The sequence below is a fragment of the Streptomyces sp. Ag82_O1-12 genome (assembly GCF_900182715.1).
In the GTDB taxonomy this organism is placed as follows: Bacteria; Actinomycetota; Actinomycetes; order Streptomycetales; family Streptomycetaceae; genus Streptomyces; species Streptomyces massasporeus.
Window position 1 is genome coordinate 5,494,507 of the sequence record NZ_FXUW01000001.1, and the last position, 24,272, is coordinate 5,518,778.

Annotated in this window: 22 protein-coding genes; 6 read left to right on the top strand and 16 right to left on the bottom strand. The window is 70.8% G+C overall.

Annotated features, from left to right (window positions below; translation table 11 throughout):
- Nucleotides 1-57: 57 nt before the first annotated feature.
- Together QOL88_RS25350 and QOL88_RS25355 are read right to left on the bottom strand one after the other, a co-directional pair.
- The gene (locus QOL88_RS25350; RefSeq protein ID WP_031103031.1) at nucleotides 58-591 is read right to left on the bottom strand and encodes an alkyl hydroperoxide reductase; all 534 of its coding nucleotides are present in this window, start codon (nucleotides 589-591) and stop codon (nucleotides 58-60) included.
- A gap of 6 nt (nucleotides 592-597) precedes the next feature.
- Nucleotides 598-1,152, bottom strand: coding sequence for a peroxiredoxin (locus tag QOL88_RS25355; RefSeq protein WP_030842656.1), 555 nt, complete (start codon nucleotides 1,150-1,152; stop codon nucleotides 598-600).
- 133 nt (nucleotides 1,153-1,285) lie between these two features.
- Between QOL88_RS25355 and QOL88_RS25360 the strand changes: the two genes are divergently transcribed.
- Nucleotides 1,286-2,236, top strand: coding sequence for a LysR substrate-binding domain-containing protein (locus tag QOL88_RS25360; protein WP_097219884.1), 951 nt, complete (start codon nucleotides 1,286-1,288; stop codon nucleotides 2,234-2,236).
- A 28-nt stretch (nucleotides 2,237-2,264) separates the two neighbouring features.
- Here QOL88_RS25360 and QOL88_RS25365 read toward each other — a convergent pair whose 3' ends face one another.
- From QOL88_RS25365 to QOL88_RS25385, 5 genes are all read right to left on the bottom strand, one after another.
- Nucleotides 2,265-4,604 carry an ABC transporter permease gene (locus QOL88_RS25365; protein ID WP_097219887.1) on the bottom strand — a complete coding sequence of 780 codons (2,340 nt, stop codon included), beginning with the start codon at nucleotides 4,602-4,604 and terminating at the stop codon, nucleotides 2,265-2,267.
- The gene (locus QOL88_RS25370; RefSeq protein WP_097219890.1) at nucleotides 4,601-5,290 is read right to left on the bottom strand and encodes an ABC transporter ATP-binding protein; all 690 of its coding nucleotides are present in this window, start codon (nucleotides 5,288-5,290) and stop codon (nucleotides 4,601-4,603) included. The genes QOL88_RS25365 and QOL88_RS25370 overlap by 4 nt, the downstream gene beginning before the upstream one ends.
- Nucleotides 5,287-5,811 (bottom strand): PadR family transcriptional regulator, encoded by a 525-nt coding sequence (locus tag QOL88_RS25375; protein WP_031103036.1) that lies wholly within the window; start codon nucleotides 5,809-5,811, stop codon nucleotides 5,287-5,289. The genes QOL88_RS25370 and QOL88_RS25375 overlap by 4 nt, the downstream gene beginning before the upstream one ends.
- 128 nt (nucleotides 5,812-5,939) lie before the next feature.
- Nucleotides 5,940-6,209, bottom strand: a complete 270-nt coding sequence (locus tag QOL88_RS25380) for a type II toxin-antitoxin system antitoxin (protein WP_097219893.1) — start codon at nucleotides 6,207-6,209, stop codon at nucleotides 5,940-5,942.
- Complete coding sequence (locus QOL88_RS25385; protein WP_097219895.1) at nucleotides 6,206-7,141, bottom strand: SPFH domain-containing protein; 936 nt, start codon at nucleotides 7,139-7,141, stop codon at nucleotides 6,206-6,208. The genes QOL88_RS25380 and QOL88_RS25385 overlap by 4 nt, the downstream gene beginning before the upstream one ends.
- Nucleotides 7,142-7,402: 261 nt before the next feature.
- Here QOL88_RS25385 and QOL88_RS25390 point away from each other — a divergent pair, with 261 nt between their 5' ends.
- Nucleotides 7,403-9,691 (top strand): transglycosylase domain-containing protein, encoded by a 2,289-nt coding sequence (locus QOL88_RS25390; RefSeq protein ID WP_097223181.1) that lies wholly within the window; start codon nucleotides 7,403-7,405, stop codon nucleotides 9,689-9,691.
- A gap of 68 nt (nucleotides 9,692-9,759) precedes the next feature.
- On the opposite strand, the gene QOL88_RS25395 is transcribed toward QOL88_RS25390, so the two are convergent.
- From QOL88_RS25395 to QOL88_RS25410, 4 genes are all read right to left on the bottom strand, one after another.
- The gene (locus tag QOL88_RS25395) at nucleotides 9,760-11,904 is read right to left on the bottom strand and encodes a SpoIIE family protein phosphatase (RefSeq protein ID WP_097219898.1); all 2,145 of its coding nucleotides are present in this window, start codon (nucleotides 11,902-11,904) and stop codon (nucleotides 9,760-9,762) included.
- Between the two features lie 322 nt (nucleotides 11,905-12,226).
- Nucleotides 12,227-12,919 (bottom strand): cytidylyl-2-hydroxypropylphosphonate hydrolase, encoded by a 693-nt coding sequence (gene fomD, locus QOL88_RS25400; RefSeq protein ID WP_097219901.1) that lies wholly within the window; start codon nucleotides 12,917-12,919, stop codon nucleotides 12,227-12,229.
- Nucleotides 12,920-13,002: 83 nt separating this feature from the next.
- Nucleotides 13,003-14,406, bottom strand: coding sequence for a class II fumarate hydratase (locus tag QOL88_RS25405; protein WP_097219903.1), 1,404 nt, complete (start codon nucleotides 14,404-14,406; stop codon nucleotides 13,003-13,005).
- A gap of 202 nt (nucleotides 14,407-14,608) precedes the next feature.
- Nucleotides 14,609-16,279, bottom strand: a complete 1,671-nt coding sequence (locus QOL88_RS25410) for a fumarate hydratase (protein WP_097219906.1) — start codon at nucleotides 16,277-16,279, stop codon at nucleotides 14,609-14,611.
- 166 nt (nucleotides 16,280-16,445) lie between these two features.
- On the opposite strand from QOL88_RS25410, the gene QOL88_RS25415 reads away from it, so the two are divergent.
- Both QOL88_RS25415 and QOL88_RS25420 read left to right on the top strand, forming a co-directional pair.
- Nucleotides 16,446-17,144 (top strand): DUF1707 SHOCT-like domain-containing protein, encoded by a 699-nt coding sequence (locus QOL88_RS25415; protein WP_097219909.1) that lies wholly within the window; start codon nucleotides 16,446-16,448, stop codon nucleotides 17,142-17,144.
- Nucleotides 17,145-17,258: 114 nt separating this feature from the next.
- Entirely contained in the window at nucleotides 17,259-17,636 is a 378-nt protein-coding gene (locus QOL88_RS25420) for a WhiB family transcriptional regulator (protein WP_097219911.1), read from the top strand.
- A gap of 126 nt (nucleotides 17,637-17,762) precedes the next feature.
- Here the strand turns inward: QOL88_RS25420 and glpX are convergent, their stop codons facing one another.
- Entirely contained in the window at nucleotides 17,763-18,797 is a 1,035-nt protein-coding gene (glpX, locus tag QOL88_RS25425) for a class II fructose-bisphosphatase (RefSeq protein ID WP_097219914.1), read from the bottom strand.
- A 126-nt stretch (nucleotides 18,798-18,923) separates the two neighbouring features.
- Here glpX and QOL88_RS25430 point away from each other — a divergent pair, with 126 nt between their 5' ends.
- On the top strand, nucleotides 18,924-19,448 hold the full coding sequence (locus tag QOL88_RS25430) for a DUF4245 domain-containing protein (RefSeq protein WP_097219916.1): 525 nt from the start codon (nucleotides 18,924-18,926) through the stop codon (nucleotides 19,446-19,448).
- A gap of 65 nt (nucleotides 19,449-19,513) precedes the next feature.
- On the opposite strand, the gene QOL88_RS25435 is transcribed toward QOL88_RS25430, so the two are convergent.
- The 4 genes from QOL88_RS25435 to QOL88_RS25450 all read right to left on the bottom strand — a co-directional run bounded on the left by QOL88_RS25435 (nucleotide 19,514) and on the right by QOL88_RS25450 (nucleotide 23,131).
- A complete protein-coding gene (locus QOL88_RS25435; protein WP_283445906.1) occupies nucleotides 19,514-20,104 on the bottom strand; it encodes a malonic semialdehyde reductase in 591 nt (196 codons plus the stop codon).
- A gap of 128 nt (nucleotides 20,105-20,232) precedes the next feature.
- Nucleotides 20,233-20,478 (bottom strand): exodeoxyribonuclease VII small subunit, encoded by a 246-nt coding sequence (locus QOL88_RS25440; RefSeq protein WP_097219918.1) that lies wholly within the window; start codon nucleotides 20,476-20,478, stop codon nucleotides 20,233-20,235.
- A 9-nt stretch (nucleotides 20,479-20,487) separates the two neighbouring features.
- On the bottom strand, nucleotides 20,488-21,696 hold the full coding sequence (gene xseA / locus QOL88_RS25445) for an exodeoxyribonuclease VII large subunit (RefSeq protein WP_097219920.1): 1,209 nt from the start codon (nucleotides 21,694-21,696) through the stop codon (nucleotides 20,488-20,490).
- 61 nt (nucleotides 21,697-21,757) lie between these two features.
- Complete coding sequence (locus tag QOL88_RS25450; protein ID WP_097219923.1) at nucleotides 21,758-23,131, bottom strand: APC family permease; 1,374 nt, start codon at nucleotides 23,129-23,131, stop codon at nucleotides 21,758-21,760.
- Nucleotides 23,132-23,233: 102 nt separating this feature from the next.
- Here QOL88_RS25450 and QOL88_RS25455 point away from each other — a divergent pair, with 102 nt between their 5' ends.
- A complete protein-coding gene (locus QOL88_RS25455) occupies nucleotides 23,234-24,259 on the top strand; it encodes a 4-hydroxy-3-methylbut-2-enyl diphosphate reductase (protein ID WP_097219926.1) in 1,026 nt (341 codons plus the stop codon).
- The last annotated feature ends 13 nt before the right edge of the window (nucleotides 24,260-24,272 follow it).

Below are 24,272 nucleotides of genomic sequence, written 5' to 3' on the forward strand. Positions count from 1 at the left end.
GGCCCCGTCCACCGGTCAGGTGGGCGGGGCCCTGTGATGCGAGGCGTGCGGCCGGGGTTACTCGGCCAGGACCGCCTCGGCGTCCAGCGTGACGCCGACCGCCTGGATCACGGAGGCGATCTTGAAGGCCTCCTGGACGACCTCGCGGTCGAGGCCCGCCTTGCGCAGGACCTGCTCGTGGGAGTCCAGGCACATGCCGCAGCCGTTGATGGCCGAGACGGCGAAGGACCACAGCTCGAAGTCGACCTTGTCGACGCCCGGGTTGCCGATGACGTTCATCCGCAGACCCGCGCGCAGGGTGCCGTACTCGTGGTCCGACAGCAGGTGACGGGTGCGGTAGAAGACGTTGTTCATCGCCATCACCGCGGCGGCGGCCTTGGCGGCCGTGTAGGCCTCCGGCGACAGGTTCGCCTTCGCCTCCGGCTCCAGCTCGCGCAGCACGATCGGGGAGCGCGAGGCGATGGCCGTCGACAGCACCGTGCCCCACAGCTGCTGGGCCGGCAGGTCGGAGTTGCCGATGACCGAGCCCAGGTTGAGCTTCAGGTCCTTGGCGTAGTCCGGTATGGCGGACTTCAGGGCGTCCAGCGACATGTCAGATCACTCCCCGGAGAGCAGCGCGACGGGGTCGAGGGTCTCGTCGCCCTTCGACCAGTTGCAGGGGCAGAGCTCGTCCGTCTGGAGCGCGTCCAGGACCCGGAGGACCTCCTTCGGGTTACGGCCGACGGAGCCCGCGGTCACCATGGAGAACTGGATCTCGTTGTTCTGGTCCACGATGAACACGGCGCGCTTGGCGAAGCCGTCCTCGCCCTCGATGCCGAGGTCGCGCATCAGCTCGTGCTTGGAGTCGGCCATCATCGGGAACGGCAGGTCGCGCAGGTCGTCGTGGTCCTTGCGCCAGGCGTGGTGGACGAACTCGGAGTCACCCGAGAAGCCGAGGACCTGCGCGTCGCGGTCCGCGAACTCCTCGTTCAGCTTGCCGAAGGCGGCGATCTCGGTCGGGCACACGAAGGTGAAGTCCTTGGGCCACGCGAAGATGACCTTCCACTGACCCTCGTAGGTCTTGTGGTCGATCTGCTGGAACTCCTTGCCCTTCTCCAGCGAGACGCAGGCGGTCAGGTCGAACTCGGGGAACTTGTCACCGACGGTGAGCACACACACTCCTTGCAGCGAAGAAACTCCCGGATCGCGGGGGTTTCCCATGGGTTGGACTGTGTTGATGTTGGCACAGGCTCGATTGATTACGGAAATAGCTACACTCGGTCGGGTTGATCGGAGGTAGTTATCAGTGACTGTCGGTAATAAACGCAGGCAGCCCAGCCTCGCCCAGCTCCGGGCGTTCGCCGCGGTGGCCGAACACCTTCATTTCCGTGACGCGGCAGCGGCGATCGGCATGAGCCAGCCCGCCCTCTCGGGCGCGGTGTCGGCCCTGGAGGAGACACTCGGAGTGACGCTCCTCGAGCGTACGACGCGCAAGGTGCTGCTCTCACCCGAGGGGGAGCGGATCGCCGTACGGGCCAAGGCGGTTCTGGGGGAGGTGGAGGCGCTCATGGAGGAGGCCGAGGCGGTCCGGGCGCCCTTCACCGGGGCGCTGCGGCTCGGCGTGATCCCGACGGTCGCGCCCTATCTGCTGCCGACGGTCCTGCGGCTCGTCCACGAGCGGTATCCGCACCTCGACCTCCAGGTGCACGAGGAGCAGACCGCCAGCCTGCTCGACGGTCTGGCCGGCGGGCGGCTCGATCTGCTGCTGCTCGCCGTGCCCCTGGGCGTCCCGGGTGTCAGCGAACTGCCGCTGTTCGACGAGGACTTCGTGCTCGTCACGCCCCTGGACCACGGGCTCGGCGGGCGGGAGGGCATTCCGCGCCAGGCGCTGCGCGAGCTGAACCTGCTGCTGCTGGACGAGGGCCACTGCCTGCGTGACCAGGCCCTCGACATCTGCCGGGAGGCCGGCCGCGACGACGTGCCGGTCACCACGACCGCCGCGGGCCTGTCCACGCTGGTGCAGCTCGTCGCGGGCGGGCTCGGCGTCACACTGCTGCCGCGCACCGCCCTGAAGGTGGAGACCTCCCGCAGCAACCAGCTTCTCACCGGGTACTTCGCCGACCCGGCCCCCACCCGCCGGATCGCACTGGCGATGCGGGTGGGGGCCGCGCGCGGCGCGGAGTACGAGGAACTGGCGGCCGCCCTGCGGCAGGCGCTGCGCCCGCTGCCCGTACGGGTCCTGGAGCAGGACACCTGACGACCCGTACGGGCGGCGCGTACCGCTGCTACTCGGTGCGCAGCCCGTCGGGCCGCATCAGCCTCAGCAGCGGAGGCAGACTCAGCAGCGTCACCACGAGGACGACACCGGCGCCGATGCCGGTCATCGACAGCACGCTCGGCCAGTCCACCCGGACCGAGGTGCTGGTCATCCGCAGCAGGACCGCGCCCAGGGCGATGCCCACCGTCGCGGCGAGCAGCAGGCCAAGACCGATCGGGATCGCCGTCTGCCACAGCACCGACAGGCCGAGGGTGCGGCGCCTGGTGCCGAAGGCGACCAGGGACGACAGCAGCTTGCGGCGTTCGCGCAGCTGTTCCAGCTGCGAGACGAGCAGGCTCGCCCCGATCAGCGCCAGCACGCAGGCGGAGCCGACGGACAGGCCCGTGCGGATGGTGGCGTAGCGGTCGTTGCTCTCGATGCTGTGCCAGGTCATGGGCTGGGCGGCGGGGTCGAGCCGCGCGGCCGTGTTGCGCACGTGGTCGTAGGCGTCCGGTACCGAGAGGTCCAGGCTCAGGAAGAGCTGCGCGGACGTGAACGCCGCCAGCTTCTCGGGCAGCGCGCCGGGCGTGACCAGTATGCCGCCGCGCTTGTACCCGGTGGGGTCCTCGCGCGACCGGGCCTGGCGGATGTCCCGCGGCACGGTCCAGGAGACCGGGGCGTCGCCCGCGTGGGCGTCGTCTTCCTCCGGTTCGGCCCACAGGGTCGTGCCGGGCTCGGCCAGGTGGTCGCTGTTGCTATCGTACTCCGAACCCTTGGCGGCGAAGACGTCCCCGTCACGGCAGGAGGGGAGCGTGGCCACCTCGCGCAGCGACGCGCAGTCGGCCACGGTGATCTGGGTGTAGGAGTCCTCGCTGCGCCGGTCGACCAGATAGGCGTCGGACAGGGCGGTGACCTTGCGCACGCCCTCGGTGTCGCGGTACTTCCCGATGATGGCCGAGGCGTCGGCGCCGTCCGGCACGTCCACGCTCATCTGGGCCCGGCTCACGTCGTACTCCGAGGCCCTGGTGTAGTTGCCCTCCACCCCGGCGAACAGCATCTGCAGGGCGATCGCACCGGCCACCGCGACCGCGATGCCGTTGACCATCCGGGCCGCAGACCCACTGCTCAACTGAAGCCGCCGGACGGCCAGCTGCCAGGCGACCCCGCCCGAGCCGAGCCGGGCCACGACGGTCTCCACCACCCAGGGGAGCAGTGCCGTGACGCCGACCAGCAGGAGCATCACGCCGCCGACGACGAGGTACTGGTTGAAGTTCCCGCCGTCGTCGCCCTGCCCGATCATCGGGTAGAGCAGCGCGATGCCGCCCAGCGGCAGCAGCAGCCGCCACCACAGCCGGCGCCGTGAGGGCTTGGCCGTGCGCACCACGCCGAGGGGCTCGATGACCACCCCGCGCAGGGCGAGGATCGTCACCAGGACCGCCGCCGCCGGCACCGTCAGCGCGACCAGGACGGCCAGCACGGGAGAGGGGTTCAGATAGCTCGGGAACACGCTGACGTGGAACACCTCGGCGGAGGCCGCCAGTTCGCGTCCGAGCAGGAAGAACCCGGTGCCGAGGACGAGGCCCAGCACCGAACCGGCGAGCGCCTCGCCGGCGGCGATCCGCCGGGTCATCCGGCTGTCGGAGCCGACCAGTCGCAGTGCCGCCAGCCGGCGGTCACGCCGCTCGCCGCCGAACCGCACGGCCGCGGCGATGAACACGGCGACCGGCATCAGCAGCACCACGAAGACGACCAGGACCAGCAGGAGCAGCACCGGGTCCCAGCGGTCGGACGACCCCAGGTCGTCGTTGCCGAAGCTGTCGATCCGGGCGCCGCTCGCGGGGCCCTCCAGCAGCTTGGCCAGCCCCTTGCCGCCGGCGAAGTAGGCGAGTTCCTGCGAGCCGACCAGCCCCTGCTCGCCGATGGTGCCGGCGATGCGGTAGTCCAGTCGCTCCCGCAGCAGCTTGCCGTCGTCGGAGGCGAGCAGCTCCTTCAGCGCGGGGGAGACGACCATCTCGCCCGCCGCCGGGAACTCCGCGACCCCTGGTGGCAGCGGAGCCCGCGGGCCCTCCGGCTCCAGCAGCCTGCCGCGCACGTCCAGGTTCCGGAACGTGGTGTCCGCGTCCACGACCATCAGCGTGTCGTCGGCCTTCGGGATCTTCTGCTGGCCGAACGTGTGGTCGCTGCGCGCCTCCTCGCGCCGGTCCCGTTCCGCCAGCGCGTTGGGGATGGCGGTGGTGAGCAGCAGCAGCGCCACCCCGAGCCCGACGCCGACGGCCGTGAGCAGCGACCGTGTCCACCCCTCGCGCCCGCCGGCGAGGGCGAACCGGGCGCCCATGGCGAGGTCCCGGCTCCACTGCCCGATGCTCATACGACGCGCTCCATGTCGCGGGACTTGCCGTCCCGTACGACGATCTCGCGGTCGGAGTACGCGGCCACCCGCGCCTCGTGCGTGACGAGCACCACGGCCGCGTTGGCGGACCGGGCGGCCTCCGTCAGCAGCTCCATCACCCGCTCGCCGTTGTACGAGTCGAGCGCGCCGGTCGGCTCGTCGGCGAAGACGACCCGCGGGTTGGTCACCAGCGACCGCGCGACGGCGACCCGCTGACCCTGACCGCCGGACACCTCGCCGGGCCGCTTCTTGCGGAGATCGTCGACCTCCAGCCGTTCCATCCACGCCAGCGCGGCCCGCTCGGCCTCCTTGCGGGACGACCCGTTCAGCCGCAGCGGCAGCGCGACGTTCTCCACACAGGTCAGTTCCGGTACGAGCTGCCCGAACTGGAACACGAACCCGAACTCCGAGCGACGCAGCGCACTGCGCTCGGCGTCGCTCATCGAGGTCACCTCGCGCCCGTTGTAGGTGATCGAGCCCGAGTCGGGCATGACGATCCCGGCGAGGCAGTGCAGCAGCGTCGACTTGCCCGACCCGGACGGGCCCATCACGGCGACGACCTCGCCCGGGTGGATGGAGAACCCGGCGCCGTCGAGCGCCGTCGTCGGCCCGTAGGCCTTGCGCAGGTCCTGGGCGGTGAGGAGCGAACCAGCGGGAATCGTCATCGGGTCACCGCCTCACGGAGCTTCTCCAGACGCGCCGCGGTCAGCTCCAGCCAGCGCAGGTCGGCCTCCAGGTGGAACAGCGCGTGGTCGCAGATGAGCTGGTCGGCCAGGTCGCCCTTGCGCTTGCGGTCGGTGAGGATCCGCATGCTGCGCAGGTGCTCCGAGCGCTGGGTGTCGAGGATGTCACCGGCGTCGCGGTGGGTGAGCAGCGCGAGGACGATCTTGGTGTAGAGGGTCGACTGGAGGTACGGCTCCGGCTTCTCGGGCGTGGCGAGCCAGCGCGCGACGTCGGTGATGCCGGCCTCGGTGATCGCGTACCGCTTGCGCTCGGGACCGCCGCCCGCCTCGATGCCGTCGACTTCGACGAGCCCGTTCTTCAGCAGCCGGGACATCGTCGAGTAGACCTGGCCGTAGTGGAGCGGCCGGTCATGACCGAACTTCTCGTCGAAGGCCCGCTTCAGGTCGTAACCGTGGCGCGGGCCGGACTCCAGGAGCCCCAGGAGAGTGTGACCGATGGACATGACCAGGACTGTACATGGCGTGTATACGCGACGTGTATACGCCGGGTGTGCAGTTCATGGCGGGCGGTACGGCTGTGCAGGTCGGGACCGGTTGTCACGGTTCCGCAACAGCCGTGGAGCCCGTGCGTTCAGGCCGGGGGCGGACCGGGGTCGGATCCTCCGGGAGGGCCGGGAGGCCGCCCGCGCCGGGGCAGTGGTCCCGTGTCCCGCGGCAGGCGACCCGCCTCCGCCAGCGCCTTGCGCAACAGGAACTCGATCTGCGCGTTGGCCGAGCGCAGTTCGTCCCCGGCCCACCGCGCGAGCGCCTCGTAGACCGCCGGGTCCAGCCGCAACAGCACCTGCTTGCGCTGCTGCTGCGGCCGGCGCTGCGGGCCCGGACCTTCGCCGGGGACCGTCACTGGTAGAGGGACCCGGTGTTGAGGACCGGCTGCGCGGCCCGGTCACCGCACAGCACCACCATCAGGTTGGAGACCATGGCCGCCTTCCGCTCGGAGTCCAGCTCCACGATGTCCCGCTCGGTGATCCGGGCGATCGCGGCCTCCACCATGCCCACCGCGCCGTCCACGATCTGCCGACGCGCCGCGACCACCGCTCCGGCCTGCTGCCGCTGGAGCATCGCCGAGGCGATCTCGGGGGCGTAGGCGAGGTGGGTGAAGCGGGACTCGATGATCTGCACCCCGGCCGCCTCCACGCGCGCGTGCAGTTCGACGGCGAGCTTCTCGGTGATCTCCTCGGCGTTGCCGCGCAGCGAGAGGCCGTCCTCGTCGTGGGCGTCATAGGGGTACTCGATGGCGATGTGCCGCACGGCCGCCTCGGTCTGCGTGGAGACGAACTCGATGTAGTCGTCGACCTCGAAGGTGGCCTGGGCGGTGTCCTCGACGCGCCACACCACGACCGCGGCGAGCTCGATCGGGTTGCCGTAGGCGTCGTTGACCTTGAGGACGGCGGTCTCGTGGTTGCGCACGCGGGTCGAGATCTTCGTGCGGGAGGTGAAGGGGTTCACCCAGCGCAGGCCGTCCTGCCGGATCGTGCCGCGGTAGCGGCCGAAGAGCTGGACGACGCGGGCCTCGCCCGGCGCCACCATGTTCAGCCCGCACATGGCGAGGAACGCGGCGAGGGCGACCAGGATGCCGCCGATGATCAGCCCGGCCTTCGCGCCGGACGCGTCCACCGAGGTGGCGGCCGCGATCAGCCCGGCGCCGGCCAGCAGCCCGAGCAGTCCGAGCAGCAGGGCGAGCCCGCCGCCGATGCTGTGCGCGGTGAACTCCCGCACGCGTGGCGCCGGCATCTCGGGCACGTCGGCGGTGACCTGCGTGTCGTGTGTGGACATGGGTGGTCCCCCGTTCTTCTGTCGAAGCCACTCCTGCATAGCTTCTGCTTATCTAAGTGATATCACTTTTCCGCGTTCTGGCAACCCTGCGGGTGTCTCGTACGTCGGTTCCGTTGGGATGGGTGCTGATTGTCACGTCCGCAAAGGACCGGATCGGCAGCCCTATCTCTTATCTCCCGGTGTTAGCTTTCTGAGCTGACCTGAGCGGCGAACCTGTGTGACATGTGAGCACACATGAACGAAGCGGAGCAGATCGGACTCATGGGACGAGCGGAAGAGAGACGCGCCCGACAGCGCGGTGGGCGCCGGGCGGCACCCAGGAACCACCGTTCGTCGGCCGCGGCCGGGAAGAGCGGCATACGCAGGCTCTTCACCTGGAAGAAGATCCTCGGCACCTTCCTCGGCCTGTGCCTGCTGGGCATGGGCGCCTTCATCGTGCTGTACATGGTGATCGACATCCCCGAGGGGAACGCCGACGCCAAGCGGCAGAGCAACATCTACAAGTACAGCGACGGCTCGATCATGGCCCGCGACGGCAAGGTCAACCGCGAGAACGTCGATCTGTCCCGCGTCCCGAAGGAGGTGCGGATGACGTTCGTCGCGGCCGAGAACAAGACCTTCTTCAAGGACGCCGGCGTCGACTTCAAGGGCACCGCCCGGGGTCTGTTCAACACGGTCTCCGGCCGGGGCGCGCAGGGCGGTTCGACGATCACCCAGCAGTACGTCAAGAACTACTACCTGACGCAGGAACAGACCGTCTCCCGCAAGCTCAAGGAACTGGTCATCTCGCTGAAGCTGGACCGGGAGAAGTCCAAGGACTACATCCTCGCCGGCTACATCAACACCAGCTACTACGGCCGCAACGCCTACGGCATCCAGGCCGCCGCCCAGGCCTACTACGGCAAGGACGCCGAGAAGCTCACCGTCGCGCAGGGCGCCTACCTCGCCGCGCTGCTCCAGGCCCCCAGCCAGTACGACTGGGCCGCCGCCTCGGAGAGCGGTAAGAAGCTGGTGAAGGCGCGCTGGAACTACGTCCTGGACAACATGGTCGAAGAGGGCTGGCTGAGCGCGTCCGAGCGGGCCGGGATGAAGTTCCCGGTGCCCGAGGAGCCCAAGCCCGCCCCCGGCATGGAGGGCCAGAAGGGCTACCTGGTCAACGCGGCCAACTCGGCGCTGGAGAAGCAGCTCGTCGCCGACGGCACCGCCGACAGCACCAAGGAAGCCGAGGCACTGGTCAACGCCGGCGGCTGGACCCTGACGCTCAACATCGACAAGAAGAAGCAGGCGGCGCTGGAGAAGTCCGTCCAGCGGCAGCTGAACAGCAAGCTCGACCCCGACAAGCGCAAGGTCGACGGAGACGTCCAGGCCGGCGCCGCGTCCGTGAACCCCAAGACCGGCGCGGTGGTCGCGATGTACGGCGGCGAGGACTACTTCAAGCACTACATGAACAACGCGACCCGCGCCGACTACCAGCCCGCCTCCACCTTCAAGCCGGTCATCCTGGCCGCGGCCCTGGAGGCCCAGGCGAAGACGCAGAGCGGCAAGCCGATCACCGCGAACACGGTCTACGACGGCACCAGCAAGCGCCAGGTCGTGGAGGACGGCACCAAGGTCGGCTTCGCCCCCGAGAACGAGGACGACCGCGACTACGGCCCGATCTCCGTCCAGACGGCGATGAACAAGTCCGTCAACTCCGTCTTCGCGCAGATGGGCGTCGACGTCGGCATGTCCGAGGTGGTCAAGGTCGCCGGCAAGCTCGGCATGGACACCGAGAACATGGAGGCCGTGCCCGCGCAGACCCTGGGCAGCATGGGCGCGAGCCCCCTGCAGATGGCCGGTGTCTACGCGACCCTCGACAACCACGGCAAGAAGGTCACCCCGGCCCTTGTGAAGTCGGCGGACCACCTGAACCAGAACGTCACCATGCCCGACCCGGTCGGCGACCAGGTCATCAGCCGCGAGGCCGCCGACTCGGTCACCTCGGTGCTGACCGGCGTGGTCGACGACGGCACCGCCCAGACGTCCGTGGCCAACAACCCCCGCCGCGACGGCCAGCAGGTCGCGGGCAAGACGGGTACGTCCGACAACAACAAGTCGGCCTGGTTCACCGGCTACACGCCCGGCCTGGTCACCTCGGTCGGCCTGTTCGGCGAGGACGCCAAGACCCACGCCCAGGTCCCGATGTACAAGGCGGGCGGCGAGCCCCGTGTCAACGGCGGCGGGTTCCCGGCGCAGATCTGGGCGGCGTACACCTTCGGTGTGATGGGCGACGTCGACACGTTCGACCTGGAGACCCAGCAGGGCGCCGCCGTCCAGCCGACCTGGACGCCGACGCCCTCGCAGTCGCCGACCGAGGAGCCGTCGCAGGAGCCGACGACCGAGGAGCCGTCGTCGTCCCCGCCGCCGACGACGGAGAAGCCCTCGTCGTCCCCGCCGCCGTCCCCGTCGACGACACCGCCCACCCTCACCCCGCCGACGTCGCCGCAGACGACACCGCCGGGTGACGGAGGCGACCCGTTCGAGCCGATCAGGCCGGGCGACGACGAGTAGCCGAACCAGAGACGAGGAAGGGCGCCCGGTACACACCGGGCGCCCTTCGCTTCGTCGTCACGGCTTCGTCAGCCGCGGTTCAGCTCGAACCAGACCACCTTGCCCGTGCTGAGCCGGGTCGCGCCCCAGCGCCGGGCCATCCGGTTCACCAGGTACAGCCCGCGCCCGCCCTCGTCGGTGGCGCGTGCCTGGCGCAGCCGCGGCAGCTGCGGCACGTCGTCGCCGACCTCGCACCGCAGCACGTCCGTGCGCAGCAGACGCAGCGTCACCGGCCGCGAGGCGTACCGCACGGCGTTGGTGACGACCTCGCTGACCAGCAGCTCGACGGAGTCGCTGAGCTCCTCCAGGCCCCAGCGCTGCAACGCACGCCGGGCCAGCCGGCGGGCACGGCCAGGGGCTGCGTCCTCCGGCTCCAGGAACCAGTACGCCACGTCGCTGGGGGCGATCCCGTCGAAGCGGGCGGCGAGCAGCGCGATGTCGTCGTCCCGGTCACCCGGGCCGAGCATGTCGAGCACCTCGTCGCACAGCGCTTCCAGGGGCGGCGGATGGTCCGGCCCGGTGAGCTGCGCGACCGCGGCGAGCTTCTCCCGCAGCTGCTCGATGCCGGTCCACACATCGCGCAGCCGCGACTCGACCAGGCCGTCGGTGTAGAGCAGCAGGGTCGCACCGGCGGGCGCGTCCAGCTCCACGGCCTCGAAGTCCACGCCGCCGACCCCGATCGGGGCACCGGCGGGCACGCGCAGCACCTCGGCACGACCGCCCAGGTGGAGCAGGACGGGCGGCGGATGACCGGCGTTGGCGATGGTGATGCGGTGCGATACCGGGTCATACACGGCGTAGAGGCAGGTCGCCATGCGGTCCACGCCGAGGCGCTGGGCCTGTTCGTCCAGGTGGTGCAGGACCTCCTGCGGCGGCAGGTCGAGGCCGGCGAGGGTCTGGGCCGTGGTGCGCAGCTGGCCCATGATGGCGGCCGACGTCATGGAGTGGCCCATCACGTCACCGACGACCAGGGCGACCCGGCTGCCCGGCAGCGGGATCGCGTCGTACCAGTCGCCGCCCACCCGGGCCGTCTCCGCGGCCGGCAGATAGCGGGAGGCCAGCCGCACGCCCGTGGGGCGGGGCAGCGTCTCCGGCAGCATGGTGCGCTGCAGCTCGTCCGCGATGTAGGCCTCGCGGCCGTACAGCACGGCCTTGTCGATGCCGAGGGCGCTGTGCGTGGCGAGCTGCGCGGCCACCAGGAGGTCGTCGGCCTCGAACGCGATGCGTTCGGGGCGGCGCAGGAACAGGGCGGCACCGATGACCCGGCGCCGGCCGCGCAGCGGGGCGAGGATCGCGCGCTGCCCGTCCGGCACGGCGAACTCGCCGCCGTCACCCAGCAGTTCCGGCAGTGCGGCGCGGGCCGCGGGGGCGTCGGTGAACACCGGGCGCACCCCGCGCAGCACCTCGGCGAGCGCGCTGCCGGGCCGCACCTCGCACAGCTCCGCCCCGACCGTGTCCAGCTCGTTCGGTTCGGGCTGCGCGGCCGGCTGGAAGCCGTTCTCGGTGTCGCGCTCCGCCGGTATCCGGTCGGTGCGGCGCAGCCGCAGCACCAGCGGGCCGGTGGGCCGCTCGTCGCCGACGGGCAGCGGGTCGCGCAGATAGACCAGGATCGCGTCGGAGAAGGTGGGCACGGTGGCCCGGCACAGCCCCATCACGATCTCGTCGAGGTCGATGCCCCGGGCGATCCGCCTCGTCGCGGCCCCCACGAACCTCAGCCGGTCGCCGTCCCGCCGCATGGGCGTGGGCCGGCCGGGCGGCAGGCTCTGGCCGCTGCGGCGCTCCTGCCCGTCGGTGCTCACCCCCGGCCGGTCCTGTTCGTCGGCCGGCTGGACCGGAATGCTTTCGGGGGCGGGGCGCGGCCGAGGGGTCTCGCGCTCGGCGGTCTGCTCGGCGCCCGGCTGGGAGTGCTCGAAGGCGGGGTCGCTCACGGTGTCCTTGCCCTTGCCGAACGGCGTGGAGGTGCCCGGCTCCGACGTGCCCGGCGCGCCGTGTGCCGTCGTGACCGGAACGGTGACATGGCCGCCGGGGCGGCCCTGTACCGGTAAGGCGCCGGCGCCGGGCGCACGCGCCGGTGTCGGGGTATGCCCGAACGCCCCGCGGGGATCCACGGGGTCGCCGCCCGTCTGGGGGCGTTCGAACGAGGTCGGCTGCTCCGTCACGCGTGTCGAATCCATCCGTCCGGGGCTGCGCGCCGCGCACGCAGGTGGTCCCGCCGAAACTCCGATACCCGGATTACGTGCCCCAGGAACGGAATTCCCGCGTGGTCAGAGGTTGTTCCTGTGCCACCGGCGGACCGTCTGCGGCCCGCAGAGGCCGTCCGACGGCCCCTGGGGCCCGTGGCGCAGGCCCCGCCGGTGTTGCCCTCGTACCCCTCGCTCACGTCCTGCCGCCCCTCGGTGACGATCGGTCAAGCCCAGCGCGTGCTCAGGTAGTTGCCGCCGCGCGCCCTTGCGGAGGACGATCCTACGTTTCTTGCCCGGGGGCGCATCAAGGGTCTCATGAGGACACATGCGCGGGCGTACGATCCCAGTCCTCCGGCAGTGACGGTACAGCCCAGGAGGGATCCGGGCGCCAGTGCTGCCAGCCTTCCGAGAACGGCGGCCCCCAGGCGCGGATCACCTCCACCGCGTCCCGGCCCGCCGCCCGTACCCTTTCCGCCTGTTGGTCGTCCATCAGCCCGTCCCGCCGGGCCTGGGCGAACTCGTCCTCGTCCCGCCAGTGCCAACTGCGGTCGGGATGGACGGAGATGTCCAGGAAGTGGTCGACGGAGTCGACGCCGCCCGCCCAACGGGCCAGCGGCTCCTCCAGGTTCACGTACCAGTTCTTGAACTGCCAGCCCGGCTCCCAGAACAGCCACACCGACCAGGGCTCGCCGGGCCGGGCCAGCTTCAGCACACCCGTGCCGAACCACCGGTCGCGCTGCACGGTCCGAGGCCGCGTGTAGCGCGACTCCAGCGGCTCCAGATGCACGGGCGTGCCGTCGGCGAGCACGGGCTTCACACATTCGGTGCCGGGCGCCAGCCACACGGCGAGCAGGTCGGCCTCGTCCCGGACGACGGTCACGGGGCGCGCGATGTGCACATGCGTGCCGCCGTTCTCCCGGTACCGCCACAGGATCCGGCTCCCGGGTGCCCAGAAGCCTGCCGCACCACCCGTTTCCACGCGTCTCATCGCTCCACCGTCCGCCATGAACAGATATTAGGTGCCGTAGGCATACGACGCTGCGGCGCGTGTCACGGTTCACGCGCCGGGCACACGAACGCGTCCCCTCGTCACGGGTGTGTCATCCGCAGGACATCCAGGGCCTCGTCGAGCTGCTCCGCGGTCAGGTCGCCGCGTTCCACGTAGCCGCCGTCCAGCACGACCTGACGGATCGTCTTCCGCTCGGCCAGGGCCTTCTTGGCGACCTTCGCGGCCTCCTCGTAGCCGATGTACTTGTTGAGCGGCGTGACGACGGAGGGGGACGACTCGGCGTACTCCCGCGCCCGCTCGCGGTTCGCGGTGATGCCGTCGACGGTCCGGTCGGCGAGCAGCCGTGTCACGTTGGTGAGCAGCCGGACCGACTCCAGCACGTTTTTCGCGATGACCGGCAGCATCACGTTGAGCTCGAAGTTCCCGGCGGCGCCCGCCGTGGCGACGGTGGCGTCGTTGCCGACGACCTGGGCGGCGACCATCAGCACGGCCTCCGGGATGACCGGGTTCACCTTGCCCGGCATGATCGACGAGCCGGGCTGGAGGTCCGGCAGGGCGATCTCGGCCAGGCCCGTGCGCGGCCCGGAGGACATCCAGCGCAGGTCGTTGGCGATCTTCGTCAGCCCGACCGCGATGGTGCGCAGCTGCCCGCTGGTCTCGACGACGCCGTCCCGGGCGCCCTGCGCCTCGAAATGGTTCCGGGCCTCGGTGAGGGGCAGCCCGGTCGTGCGGGCGACCTCCTCGATCACGGCGGCGGCGAAGCCGGGCGGGGTGTTGATGCCGGTGCCGACGGCCGTGCCGCCGAGGGGCAGTTCGGCGAGCCGGGGGAGGGAGGCCTCGAGACGCTCGATGCCGTACCGCACCTGGGCCGCGTACCCGCCGAACTCCTGCCCCAGCGTCACGGGCGTGGCGTCCATGAGGTGCGTCCGCCCGGACTTCACGACGTCGGCGAACTCCTCGGCCTTGCGCTCCAGAGAGGCGGCGAGGTGCTCCAGCGCCGGGACCAGGTCGCGCGTCACGGCGGCCGTGGCGGCGATGTGGATCGAGGAGGGGAAAACGTCGTTGGACGACTGCGAGGCGTTGACGTGGTCGTTCGGGTGCACGCCGCTGCCCAGGCGCTCGCTCGCGAGGGTGGCGATGACCTCGTTGGTGTTCATGTTGGACGAGGTGCCGGACCCGGTCTGGAACACATCGACCGGGAAGTGCTCGTCCCACTTCCCCTCGGCGACCTCCCCGGCGGCCTCCTGGATCGCCCCGGCGATGTCCTTGTCCAGGACCCCCAGCTCGGCGTTGACCTTGGCCGCCGCCCCCTTGATGCGGGCCAGCGCCTCGATGTGCGCGCGCTCGATGCGCTGCCCGGAGACGGGGAAGTTCTCCACGGCCCGCTGGGTCTGCGCCCGCCACTTGGCGTGCGCGGGCACCCGCACCTCGCCCATGGAGTCGTGCTCGGTGCGGTACTCGGTCCTGTCCTGCTCGTCGGTCATCGACGATCACCTCCACGTGTCACAGCGTCAGCGCCGCGACCACTGTTCCCCGTGCAGGCGAATCATCACCGCCGTCGTCAGGCGAGTCCGGGACCGCGTACCGGAATGGAGGCGAGGGCGGGCAGCCGGCGGAGGCGGGTGCCGGCGTCACCAAGCCGTGAGGCGGCGGGAGCGGCATCTCTCTCCCGCCGCGCCCGAGGCACTACGCCAGGCCGGGGCCCCGCACCGGGATCGAGGTGAACGTCGGCGCCGGCGCCGGGTCCTGGAAGAAGTCGTTGCCCTTGTCGTCGACCACGATGAAGGCCGGGAAGTCCTCCACCTCGATCTTCCACACGGCCTCCATGCCGAGCTCCTCGTACTCGACGACCTCGACCTTCTTGATGCAGTCCTGGGCGAGGCGCGCGGCCGGGCCGCCGATGGAGCCGAGGTAGAAGCCGCCGTGGGCGTCGCACGCGGCCGTGACCTGCTTGCTGCGGTTGCCCTTGGCCAGCATCACCTTGGAGCCGCCCGCCGCCTGGAACTGCTCCACGTAGGAGTCCATCCGGCCGGCCGTGGTCGGGCCGAAGGAGCCCGACGCGTAGCCCTCGGGCGTCTTGGCCGGACCGGCGTAGTACACCGGGTGGTCCTTCAGGTACTGCGGCATCTCCTCGCCCGCGTCCAGCCGCTCCTTGATCTTGGCGTGCGCGATGTCGCGGGCCACGACCAGCGGGCCGGTGAGGGACAGGCGGGTCTTCACCGGGTACTTGGTGAGCTCGGCGAGGATGGTGTCCATCGGCTGGTTGAGGTCGATCTTCACCACGTCGGAGGACTCGTCGAGGTGCTCGTCGGTCGTCTCCGGCAGGAACCGCGCCGGATCCGTCTCCAGCTGCTCCAGGAAGACGCCCTCGGCGGTGACCTTCGCGACGGCCTGGCGGTCGGCGGAGCAGGACACGGCGATGGCGACCGGGCAGGACGCGCCGTGCCGCGGCAGGCGCACCACACGCACGTCGTGGCAGAAGTACTTGCCGCCGAACTGCGCGCCGATGCCGATCTTCTGTGTCAGCTCGAAGACCTTCTCCTCCAGCTCCTTGTCCCGGAAGCCGTGCCCGAGCTCGGAACCCTCGGCCGGGATCTCGTCCAGGTAGTGCGCGGAGGCGTACTTGGCGGTCTTCAGCGCGTACTCGGCGGACGTGCCGCCGACCACGATCGCCAGGTGGTACGGCGGGCAGGCCGCCGTACCCAGCGAACGGATCTTCTCCTCCAGGAACTTCATCATGGAGGACTCGTTCAGGACGGCCTTCGTCTCCTGGTACAGGAACGACTTGTTGGCCGAGCCGCCGCCCTTCGCCATGAAGAGGAACTTGTAGGCGCCGCCGTCGGTCGCGTACAGCTCGATCTGCGCGGGGAGGTTGGAGCCGGTGTTCTTCTCGTCCCACATGGTGAGCGGGGCCATCTGCGAGTAGCGCAGGTTCAGGTTCTTGTACGCGTCGTAGATGCCGCGGCTCAGGGCCTCCTCGTCACGGCCCCGCGTCAGCACGTTCTGCCCGCGCTTGCCCATCACGATCGCCGTGCCCGTGTCCTGGCACATCGGCAGCACGCCCGCCGCCGCGATGTTCGCGTTCTTCAGCAGGTCCAGCGCCACGAACTTGTCGTTGGACGACGCCTCGGGGTCGTCGATGATGCGGCGCAGCTGCGCGAGGTGGGCCGGGCGCAGGTAGTGCTGGATGTCGTGGATGGCCTCCTCGGCGAGCTTGCGCAGCGCCTCCGGCTCCACCTGGAGGAAGGTCCGCCCGTCCGGCCCCTCGACCGTGGAGACACCCTCGGAGGTCACCAGCCGGTAGGGGGTGGTGTCCTCTCCCTGGGGGAGCAGATCGGTGTACGCGAACTCAGGCATCTCAGCCCATTCCTCACTCGGCGGACGACGGCCCGCTTCCGTCGGCGGGCGTCAACCAGCGTAGAACCTGCCGCTGACGGCGAGCTTGTGAGGTAAGGCTCAGTTCGTCACACCCGGCCGCGAACCAGGGGTGTCGCGATCTATCGTGTTTCGGTACGCTGCTGCCGTGGACCTCTCGAAGCAGGACCTTCAGAAGCAGGAGCCCGCCGGCTCCGAGCTCCGCGCCTCCGACGCCGAGCGCGACCGCATCGCCGACATCCTGCACGACGCCCTGGCCGAGGGCCGCCTCACGGCGGACGAGCACGCCGAGCGCGTGGAGGGGGTGCTGCGCGCCAAGACCGTCGGCGAGCTGGAGGTCTTCATCCGGGACCTGCCCGCGGCCCACCGCCAGGTCCCCGGCCCCGCCCACGCCCCGGCCCCGCTGCGCCCCACGGCCGGCGCCATCCCGATCGACGCGGACGACAACGTGGTCGCGGTCTTCAGCAGCGCCGTCCGCAAGGGCCGCTGGCGCGCGGGCCGCCGGATCCACGCGTACGCGATCTTCGGCAGTGTCGAGATAGACCTCAGCGAGGCCCTCTTCGGCCACCAGCAGGTCGTGGTCAAGTCGTTCGCGATCTTCGGCAGCGTCGACATCCGCGTCCCGGAGAACGTGTCGCTGCGCGGCACGGGCGGCGGCGTCCTCGGCAGCTTCGAGGTGGCCACCCTCGACTCGGGCGACCCGCAGGCCCCCATCGTCTACGTCGACGGCTGGGCCGTCCTCGGCAGCGTCGAGGCGCGGCCGAAGCGGGGCAAGGTCGTGGCGGACATCCTGGACCGGGTGCACCGCAAGGTCGACAGGAGTTTGCGCAAACACCTGGGGCATTGACAGTCGCGAATCCCCCGAATCCGGCGGTTCGGAACTCAGTGCATAGGCGCGCGTACAGCGGGTAGGCCTTGCTGCATCGTCTCTCGCTCGCGAAGCCGTCGTCAGGAGTAGACCGTGCTGCAACCGCCGCATTCGTCCGTGCAGGTAGCTGCCGTTCCGGCCCCGCGGGTGCCAGCGCGAGACAGGGACCAAGACGCCCCATGGCACACCGAGGCGGTGTGCCGGCGTGACGAGGCCGGACTGTTCTTCGCCCCCTCCAAGGAGCCGACCGCCGCGCGGCTGTCCCGGGAGGAAGCGGCGAAACGGGTCTGTGCCCGCTGCCCGGTGATGGTCGAGTGCCGCGAACACGCCCTGCTCCAGCCCGAGCCCTACGGCGTCTGGGGCGGCCTCACCGCCGCCGAGCGCCGCGTGGTCCTGGCCCGGCGCCGCCGCCGCGACATGGAGCTGAAGAAGACGGCCCGCCCGGCGGACCAGATAGCGGCGGCAGGCTGACGGCCCAGCACCGCGAAACGAGCACCACCGACGCGCGCCACGAAAAGGGGCGTCCCCACCGCACCGGGGACGCCCTTTTCGTCGTGCCGGCGCTCCGCTCGGGTGCCGGCCTGCTTCGCCCGGGGGCTACTTGCCCTTGTCGAAGTCGATCGCGCTGTAGGCACGCAGCTTGCTCAGCCGGTGCTCGGAGGAGATCCGGCGGACCGTGCCCGACCGCGACCGCATCACGATCGAGTCGGTCGTGGCGGTCTCCGCCCGGTAGCGAACACCCCGCAGCAGCTCCCCGTCGGTGATGCCGGTGGCCACGAAGAACACGTTCTCGCCGGTGACGAGGTCCTCGGTCATCAGCACGCGGTCGAGGTCGTGGCCCGCGTCGATCGCCCGCTGCCGCTCCTCGTCGTCCTTGGGCCACAGCTTGCCCTGGATCGTGCCGCCCAGGCACTTCACGGCGCAGGCCGAGATGATGCCCTCCGGCGTACCGCCGATGCCGAGCAGCAGGTCGACGCCCGTGCCCTCGCGCAGCGCCAGGATCGAGCCGGCCACGTCGCCGTCGGAGATCAGCCTGATGCGCGCCCCGGTCTCCCGGATCTCCTTGATGATGCCCTCGTGCCGCGGCCGGTCGAGGATCACCACCGTCACGTCCTCCGGCGCGGACCGCTTCGCCTTGGCGACCCGGCGGATGTTCACCGACACCGGGGCGTTGATGTCGACGAAGTCGGCCGCCTCCGGCCCGGTGACGAGCTTGTCCATGTAGAAGACGGCGGACGGGTCGAACATGGACCCGCGCTCGGCGGCGGCCAGCACCGCGATCGCGTTGGTCATGCCCTTCGCCGTCAGCGTGGTGCCGTCGATCGGGTCGACGGCGATGTCGCACTCGGGCCCGGTGCCGTCGCCCACGCGCTCCCCGTTGAACAGCATCGGGGCTTCGTCCTTCTCGCCCTCGCCGATGACGACGACGCCGTTCATCGAGACGGTGGAGACGAGGGTGCGCATGGCGCGCACCGCGGCACCGTCGGCGCCGTTCTTGTCACCCCGCCCGACCCAACGGCCCGCGGCCATCGCCGCCGCCTCGGTGACCCGGACGAGCTCCAGGGCGAGGTTGCGGTCGGGGGCCTCGGAGGGCACATCGAGTTCGGACGGCAAGTGATGATGCTCGGTCATCGGAGCGCACCTTTCTGTACGACGACGGCCGGATGAGGGTGTTGTCGCCCGACTCTATCTCCGAGTCGCCAAAATGAGCAGGGGCCCCCACGGATGAGCGCGGCAGGGACCTGCGACGATGGGGGCGTGGCAGGCAAGAACGGCAAGCAGAAGACGGCGCGGGACATGGTCCTCTCCATGGGAATCATCATCCTCGTAGCGGGCTTCGTGTACCTCTTCATCCCGCACGACGACAGCGCGCCCGACGTGAAGGCCGTCGACTACCGCGTCGAGCTGCTCACGGCACGCCGCGCGGCCTCCTACCCCGTGGCCGCGCCCCAGGGCCTGCCCGACGCGTGGAAGGCCACCTCCGTCCGCTTCCGGGGCGACAAGTTCGACGCCTGGCACCTCGGCTTCCACGATCCCGAGGGGGAGTACGTGGCGGTCGAGCAGTCCACTCAGCGGCGCCCCGTCTTCCTCGACGAGGCGACGCAGGGCGCTCAGGAGACCGGGAAGACCGAGAGGATCGGCGACGGCACCTGGACCCGTTACGAGGGCGGCCGGTACGACGCGCTGGTCCTGGAGGGCACCAAGGGTTCGACGACGGTCGTGACGGGCACCGCGTCGTTCGCGCAGCTGACGAAGATGGCCGAGGCGCTGCGGACGAAGTGAACGCGCACGAGAAGGCCCCCGGCATCGATGCCGGGGGCCTTCTCGTGCGCGTCCGCGGGGGCGGCTCAGACCGTCGTGACGACCTGGTCGAAGTCCAGGCGCGGGGAGCGCGGGTACCAGGCGTCCGGGCCGGGGCGGCCGATGTTGACGACCATCAGCGGGGTGTGGTCGTCGTCCAGGAACTCCTTGCGGACGCCCTCGAAGTCGAAGCCGGTCATCGGGCCGGCGGCGAGACCGGCGGCACGGACACCGACGATGAAGTACGCGGCCTGGAGGGCGGCGTTCAGCGCGGCGGCGTTCTCGCGGACCGGGCGCTCGGTGAAGAAGACGTCCTTGATCTGCGGGGCGGCCGGGAACAGGTGCGGCAGCTCCTCGTGGAACTCGTTGTCCGCGGAGAGGATCGCCACCAGCGGGGCGCTCGCCGTCTTGGGCCGGTTGCCCTCGGCCATGTGCGCCACCAGGCGCTCACGGGCCTCGGGGGAGCGGACCAGGGTGATGCGCAGCGGCGTCTGGTTGAAGGCGGTCGGACCGTACTTGACCAGGTCGTAGATCGCCTGCACCTGCTCGTCGGTCACCGGCTCGTCGGTGAAGGTGTTGGCGGATCGGGCCTCGCGGAACAGCAGGTCCTGGGCGGCGGGGTCAAGAACGAGGGACATGAAGGCACTTTCTCGCGACGGTCGGTCCGGAAGATCGGCTGACGTCTTCGACCGTACGCGAATGAAGTTCAATGTTCAACTAACGTGAGCGTGTCGTGTGTCACCCCGAACCGCACGGTCCCGGTGGGTTACTCCCCGTCCCCGTCCTCCGCGGCCTCCTCCGCCAGCGCCGCGTCCAGCCGCGCCCGGGCCCCGTCCAGCCAGCGCCGGCACACCTTGGCCAGCTCCTCGCCGCGCTCCCAGAGCGCGAGGGACTCCTCCAGCGTCGTACCGCCCGCCTCCAGGCGCCGGACGACCTCGATCAGCTCGTCCCGCGCCTGTTCGTACCCGAGCGCCTCGCCGGTACCCGGTGTCTCATCAACCTCGCTGGTCATCCACCCACCCTATGTGTCCACTCGTACGGAGAACTCACCCTCGGAGACCCGCGCGCGCAGGGCCTCGCCGGCCTCCACCTCGCCCGGATCGCGGACCACGTGCCCGTCCGCCTTCTGCAGCACGGCGTACCCGCGCTTCAGGGTCGCGGCGGGGGAGAGGGCCACCACGCGCGCGTGCGTGTGCGTCAGCTCCGAGTCGGCGCGGTCGAGCTGGTGCCGCAGACAGCGCCGGCCCCGGTCGAGCAGGTCCGCCACCTGGTCGGCCCGCGCGTCGATCATCCGGTGCGGATCCTCTATCGACGGCCGCGCGAGCGCGTGCGCCAGCCCGCGCTCCTCCCGCTCCACCAGCGCCGCCACACACCGCCGCGCCCGGTTCCGCAGCTGCCGCACCCGCTCGTACTCCTCGCCGACGTCCGGCACGACCTTCTTCGCGGCATCCGTCGGAGTGGAGGCGCGCAGGTCGGCGACCTGGTCCAGCAGCGGGTTGTCCGGCTCGTGCCCGATGGCGGACACCACGGGCGTACGGCACTGCGCGACCGTCCGGATCAGCTGCTCGTCGGAGAACGGCAGCAGGTCCTCCACGCTGCCGCCGCCCCGGGCGACGATGATCACGTCCACGTCGTCGATCGCGTCGAGCTCCTTCACGGCCTGCACGACCTGAGGCACGGCGTGCACGCCCTGCACGGCGACGTTGCGCACCTCGAAGCGGACGGCGGGCCAGCGGTGCCGGGCGTTCTCCAGGACGTCCCGCTCTGCGGCCGAGGCCCGTCCGCAGACCAGCCCGATCAGCTGCGGCAGGAACGGCAGCGGCTTCTTGCGCTCCGCCGCGAACAGCCCCTCGCGCGCGAGGGCCTTCTTCAGCTGCTCCAGGCGTGCGAGCAGCTCACCGACCCCGACGGGCCGTATCTCGGCGGCCCGCAGCGACAGCTGGCCGCGCGGGGCGTACCACTCGGGCTTCGCGAGGACGACGACCCGGGCGCCCTCGCTCACCACGTCCGCGACGGCGTCGAACACCTGCCGGTAGCAGGTGACGCCGACGGAGATGTCGTACGACGGGTCCCGCAGTGTCAGGAACACCACACCCGCGCCCGGCCGCCGCGACAACTGCGTGATCTGCCCCTCGACCCACACCGCCCCGAGCCGGTCGATCCAGCCCCCGATGAGCCGCGACACCTCGCCGACGGGCAGCGGTGCTTCCGGAGTCGTGTTCACAGCCATGCCGCGAGGGTAGTGGGCGGCACCGACAACCCGGCTCAACCGCCCTGCCGGCACCGGCACCTCACGGCGGCGGCACCGCCCGCCGGCTTCCCTGCACCGCCAGCACCGCCAACCCCACCGCCAGCCACACCGCGCCCACCACCTGGGCCGTTCCCGACGCCTCCACGATCACGGCGATCGTGATCGCCGCTCCCGCCACCGGTGCCAGCACATGGCGCCACCAGATCATCGGGCCGCCCCGGCGTCTGACCGCGAACCAGCCCACCACGCTCGCGTGCAGCAACGTGAACGCCGTCAGCGCGCCGACGTCGACCACCGACACCAGCTGGTCCATGCCGTCGTCGCGGCGGGCCGCCCACACCGCCGCCACCAGGGTCACCACGGCCGCGCACAGCAGTGCCACCCGGGGCACCCCGTCGCTCGTCCGGGCCAGCACGTGCGGCAGCCGCCGGTCACGTCCCATGGCGAACAGCAGCCGGCCCGCTGCGGCCTGCCCCGCCAGCGCCGCGAACGCCGCACCGATCGCCTTGCTCACCGCGACCAGGTCGTGCAGCCAGGTGCCCACCGAGGCGTCCAGGGCGTCGTAGAACGCCGACCCCTGCCGCCCCGGCTCCGCCGCCAGCCGCGCCGACGACACCGGCTCCAGCAGCGCCACGAGGTACGTCTGCGCGATGAACAGCACACCCGCCAGCGCCAGGCAGAACAGCAGCGCCCGCGCGATCTTCGCCGAGCCGCCCGTGACCTCCTCCGCGAAGGAGGCGATCGCGTCGAAGCCGAGATACGACAGCACCGCCACCGACACCGCACCGAGCACCGCCGACAGCGCGAACGCCCCCTGCGTACCGTCCCCGGTCAGCGGCGACAGCCAGTCCCGCTCGGTGCCGTCCCGGGCCAGCACCACGACCGCCGACACCACGAACACGACCAGGACCACGACCTCCATCGCCAGCACCAGGAAGCCCGCCCGGGCGGCGGCCCGGACGCCCCACAGGTTCAGCAGCGTCGTCACGACCACCGCCAGCGCCGTCCACACCCACCGCGACACCTCCGGGACCAGCGCGTTCATCGCGACCCCGGAGAACAGATAGGCGACCGCCGGGATCAGGACGTAGTCGAGCATCGCCATCCAGCCCGCCACGAACCCGGCCCCGTTCCCGAGCCCGGCACGCGCGTAGGCGAACACCGAACCCGCCTGGGGGACCACCCGGACCATCTGCGCGTAGCTGAACGCGGTGAACGCCATCGCGACCGTGGCGACGACGTAGACCAGCGCGACCGCGCCGTGCGACTTGGCGTCCAGCGTGCCGAACACACCCACCGGGGCCATCGGCGCGATGAACAGCAGCCCGTAGACGACCAGGTCACGAAAGCCGAGGCTGCGCCGCAGCGCGGGCTCCCCCTCGGCCGTACGGGCCTGTGTGCCGGACTCGGACATCGCGCCTCCGCTCCCGCTGTACGTCACTCGCGCCGCGCGATGTCAGTCTTCCCGGGGACTCCACCCGCACGCGATCTTTGACCCGCCGAACGCGGCCTTACGATGGGACGCATGTCTGCTTCGCCTGGCCGCCGTGTCCTGCTCGCCGCCCCCCGTGGCTACTGCGCGGGTGTGGACCGCGCCGTGATCGCCGTCGAGAAAGCCCTGGAGCAGTACGGCGCTCCGGTCTACGTCCGGCACGAGATCGTCCACAACAAGTACGTCGTGCAGACCCTGGAGAAGAAGGGCGCGATCTTCGTCGAGCAGACGGAGGAAGTGCCCCCGGGGAACATCGTCATGTTCTCCGCGCACGGCGTGGCCCCCGTCGTCCACGAGGAGGCCGAGCGCGGCAAGCTCGCCACCATCGACGCCACCTGCCCCCTGGTCACCAAGGTCCACAAGGAAGCCGTCCGCTTCGCGAACGAGGACTACGACATCCTCCTGATCGGCCACGAGGGCCACGAGGAGGTCATCGGCACCTCCGGCGAGGCCCCCGAGCACATCCAGCTCGTCGACGGCCCGGGCGATGTGGCGAAGGTCGAGGTCCGCGACCCGTCCAAGGTCGTCTGGCTCTCCCAGACCACGCTGTCCGTCGACGAGACGATGGAGACCGTCGATGCCCTGAAGGACAAGTTCCCGCAGCTCATCTCCCCGCCCAGCGACGACATCTGCTACGCCACGCAGAACCGCCAGCTGGCCGTGAAGCAGATGGGCGCCGAGTCGGAGCTGGTCATCGTGGTCGGCTCGCGCAACTCCTCCAACTCCAAGCGGCTCGTCGAAGTCGCCAAGATCGCGGGTGCCCGCGAGGCCTACCTCGTGGACTTCGCCGACGAGATCGACGAGGCCTGGCTGGAGGGCGTGACCACGGTCGGCGTCACCTCGGGCGCCTCCGTCCCGGAGATCCTGGTCGAGCAGGTCCTGGAGTACCTCTCCGCGCGCGGCTTCGAGGACGTCGAGATCGTCAAGGCGGCCGAGGAGTCCATCACGTTCTCCCTGCCCAAGGAGCTCCGCCGCGACCTGCGCGAGGAGGCCGCGACCCTGGCCGCCGAGCGCGGTGGCGCAGGGACCGGTGAAAATTCCGGGGAGTGATCGGGGACAGGCC

Excerpts from the sequence above, each read along its gene's own strand:
- QOL88_RS25350 (WP_031103031.1), bottom strand. The coding sequence starts at position 591 with ATGTCGCTGGACGCCCTGAAGTCCGCCATACCGGACTACGCCAAGGAC.
- QOL88_RS25365 (WP_097219887.1), bottom strand. The coding sequence starts at position 4,604 with ATGAGCATCGGGCAGTGGAGCCGGGACCTCGCCATGGGCGCCCGGTTC.
- QOL88_RS25370 (WP_097219890.1), bottom strand. The coding sequence starts at position 5,290 with ATGACGATTCCCGCTGGTTCGCTCCTCACCGCCCAGGACCTGCGCAAG.
- QOL88_RS25375 (WP_031103036.1), bottom strand. The coding sequence starts at position 5,811 with ATGTCCATCGGTCACACTCTCCTGGGGCTCCTGGAGTCCGGCCCGCGC.
- QOL88_RS25385 (WP_097219895.1), bottom strand. The coding sequence starts at position 7,141 with ATGTCCACACACGACACGCAGGTCACCGCCGACGTGCCCGAGATGCCG.
- QOL88_RS25390 (WP_097223181.1), top strand. The coding sequence starts at position 7,403 with ATGGGACGAGCGGAAGAGAGACGCGCCCGACAGCGCGGTGGGCGCCGG.
- QOL88_RS25395 (WP_097219898.1), bottom strand. The coding sequence starts at position 11,904 with ATGGATTCGACACGCGTGACGGAGCAGCCGACCTCGTTCGAACGCCCC.
- fomD (WP_097219901.1), bottom strand. The coding sequence starts at position 12,919 with ATGGCGGACGGTGGAGCGATGAGACGCGTGGAAACGGGTGGTGCGGCA.
- QOL88_RS25405 (WP_097219903.1), bottom strand. The coding sequence starts at position 14,406 with ATGACCGACGAGCAGGACAGGACCGAGTACCGCACCGAGCACGACTCC.
- QOL88_RS25410 (WP_097219906.1), bottom strand. The coding sequence starts at position 16,279 with ATGCCTGAGTTCGCGTACACCGATCTGCTCCCCCAGGGAGAGGACACC.
- glpX (WP_097219914.1), bottom strand. The coding sequence starts at position 18,797 with ATGACCGAGCATCATCACTTGCCGTCCGAACTCGATGTGCCCTCCGAG.
- QOL88_RS25435 (WP_283445906.1), bottom strand. The coding sequence starts at position 20,104 with ATGTCCCTCGTTCTTGACCCCGCCGCCCAGGACCTGCTGTTCCGCGAG.
- QOL88_RS25440 (WP_097219918.1), bottom strand. The coding sequence starts at position 20,478 with ATGACCAGCGAGGTTGATGAGACACCGGGTACCGGCGAGGCGCTCGGG.
- xseA (WP_097219920.1), bottom strand. The coding sequence starts at position 21,696 with ATGGCTGTGAACACGACTCCGGAAGCACCGCTGCCCGTCGGCGAGGTG.
- QOL88_RS25450 (WP_097219923.1), bottom strand. The coding sequence starts at position 23,131 with ATGTCCGAGTCCGGCACACAGGCCCGTACGGCCGAGGGGGAGCCCGCG.
- QOL88_RS25455 (WP_097219926.1), top strand. The coding sequence starts at position 23,234 with ATGGGACGCATGTCTGCTTCGCCTGGCCGCCGTGTCCTGCTCGCCGCC.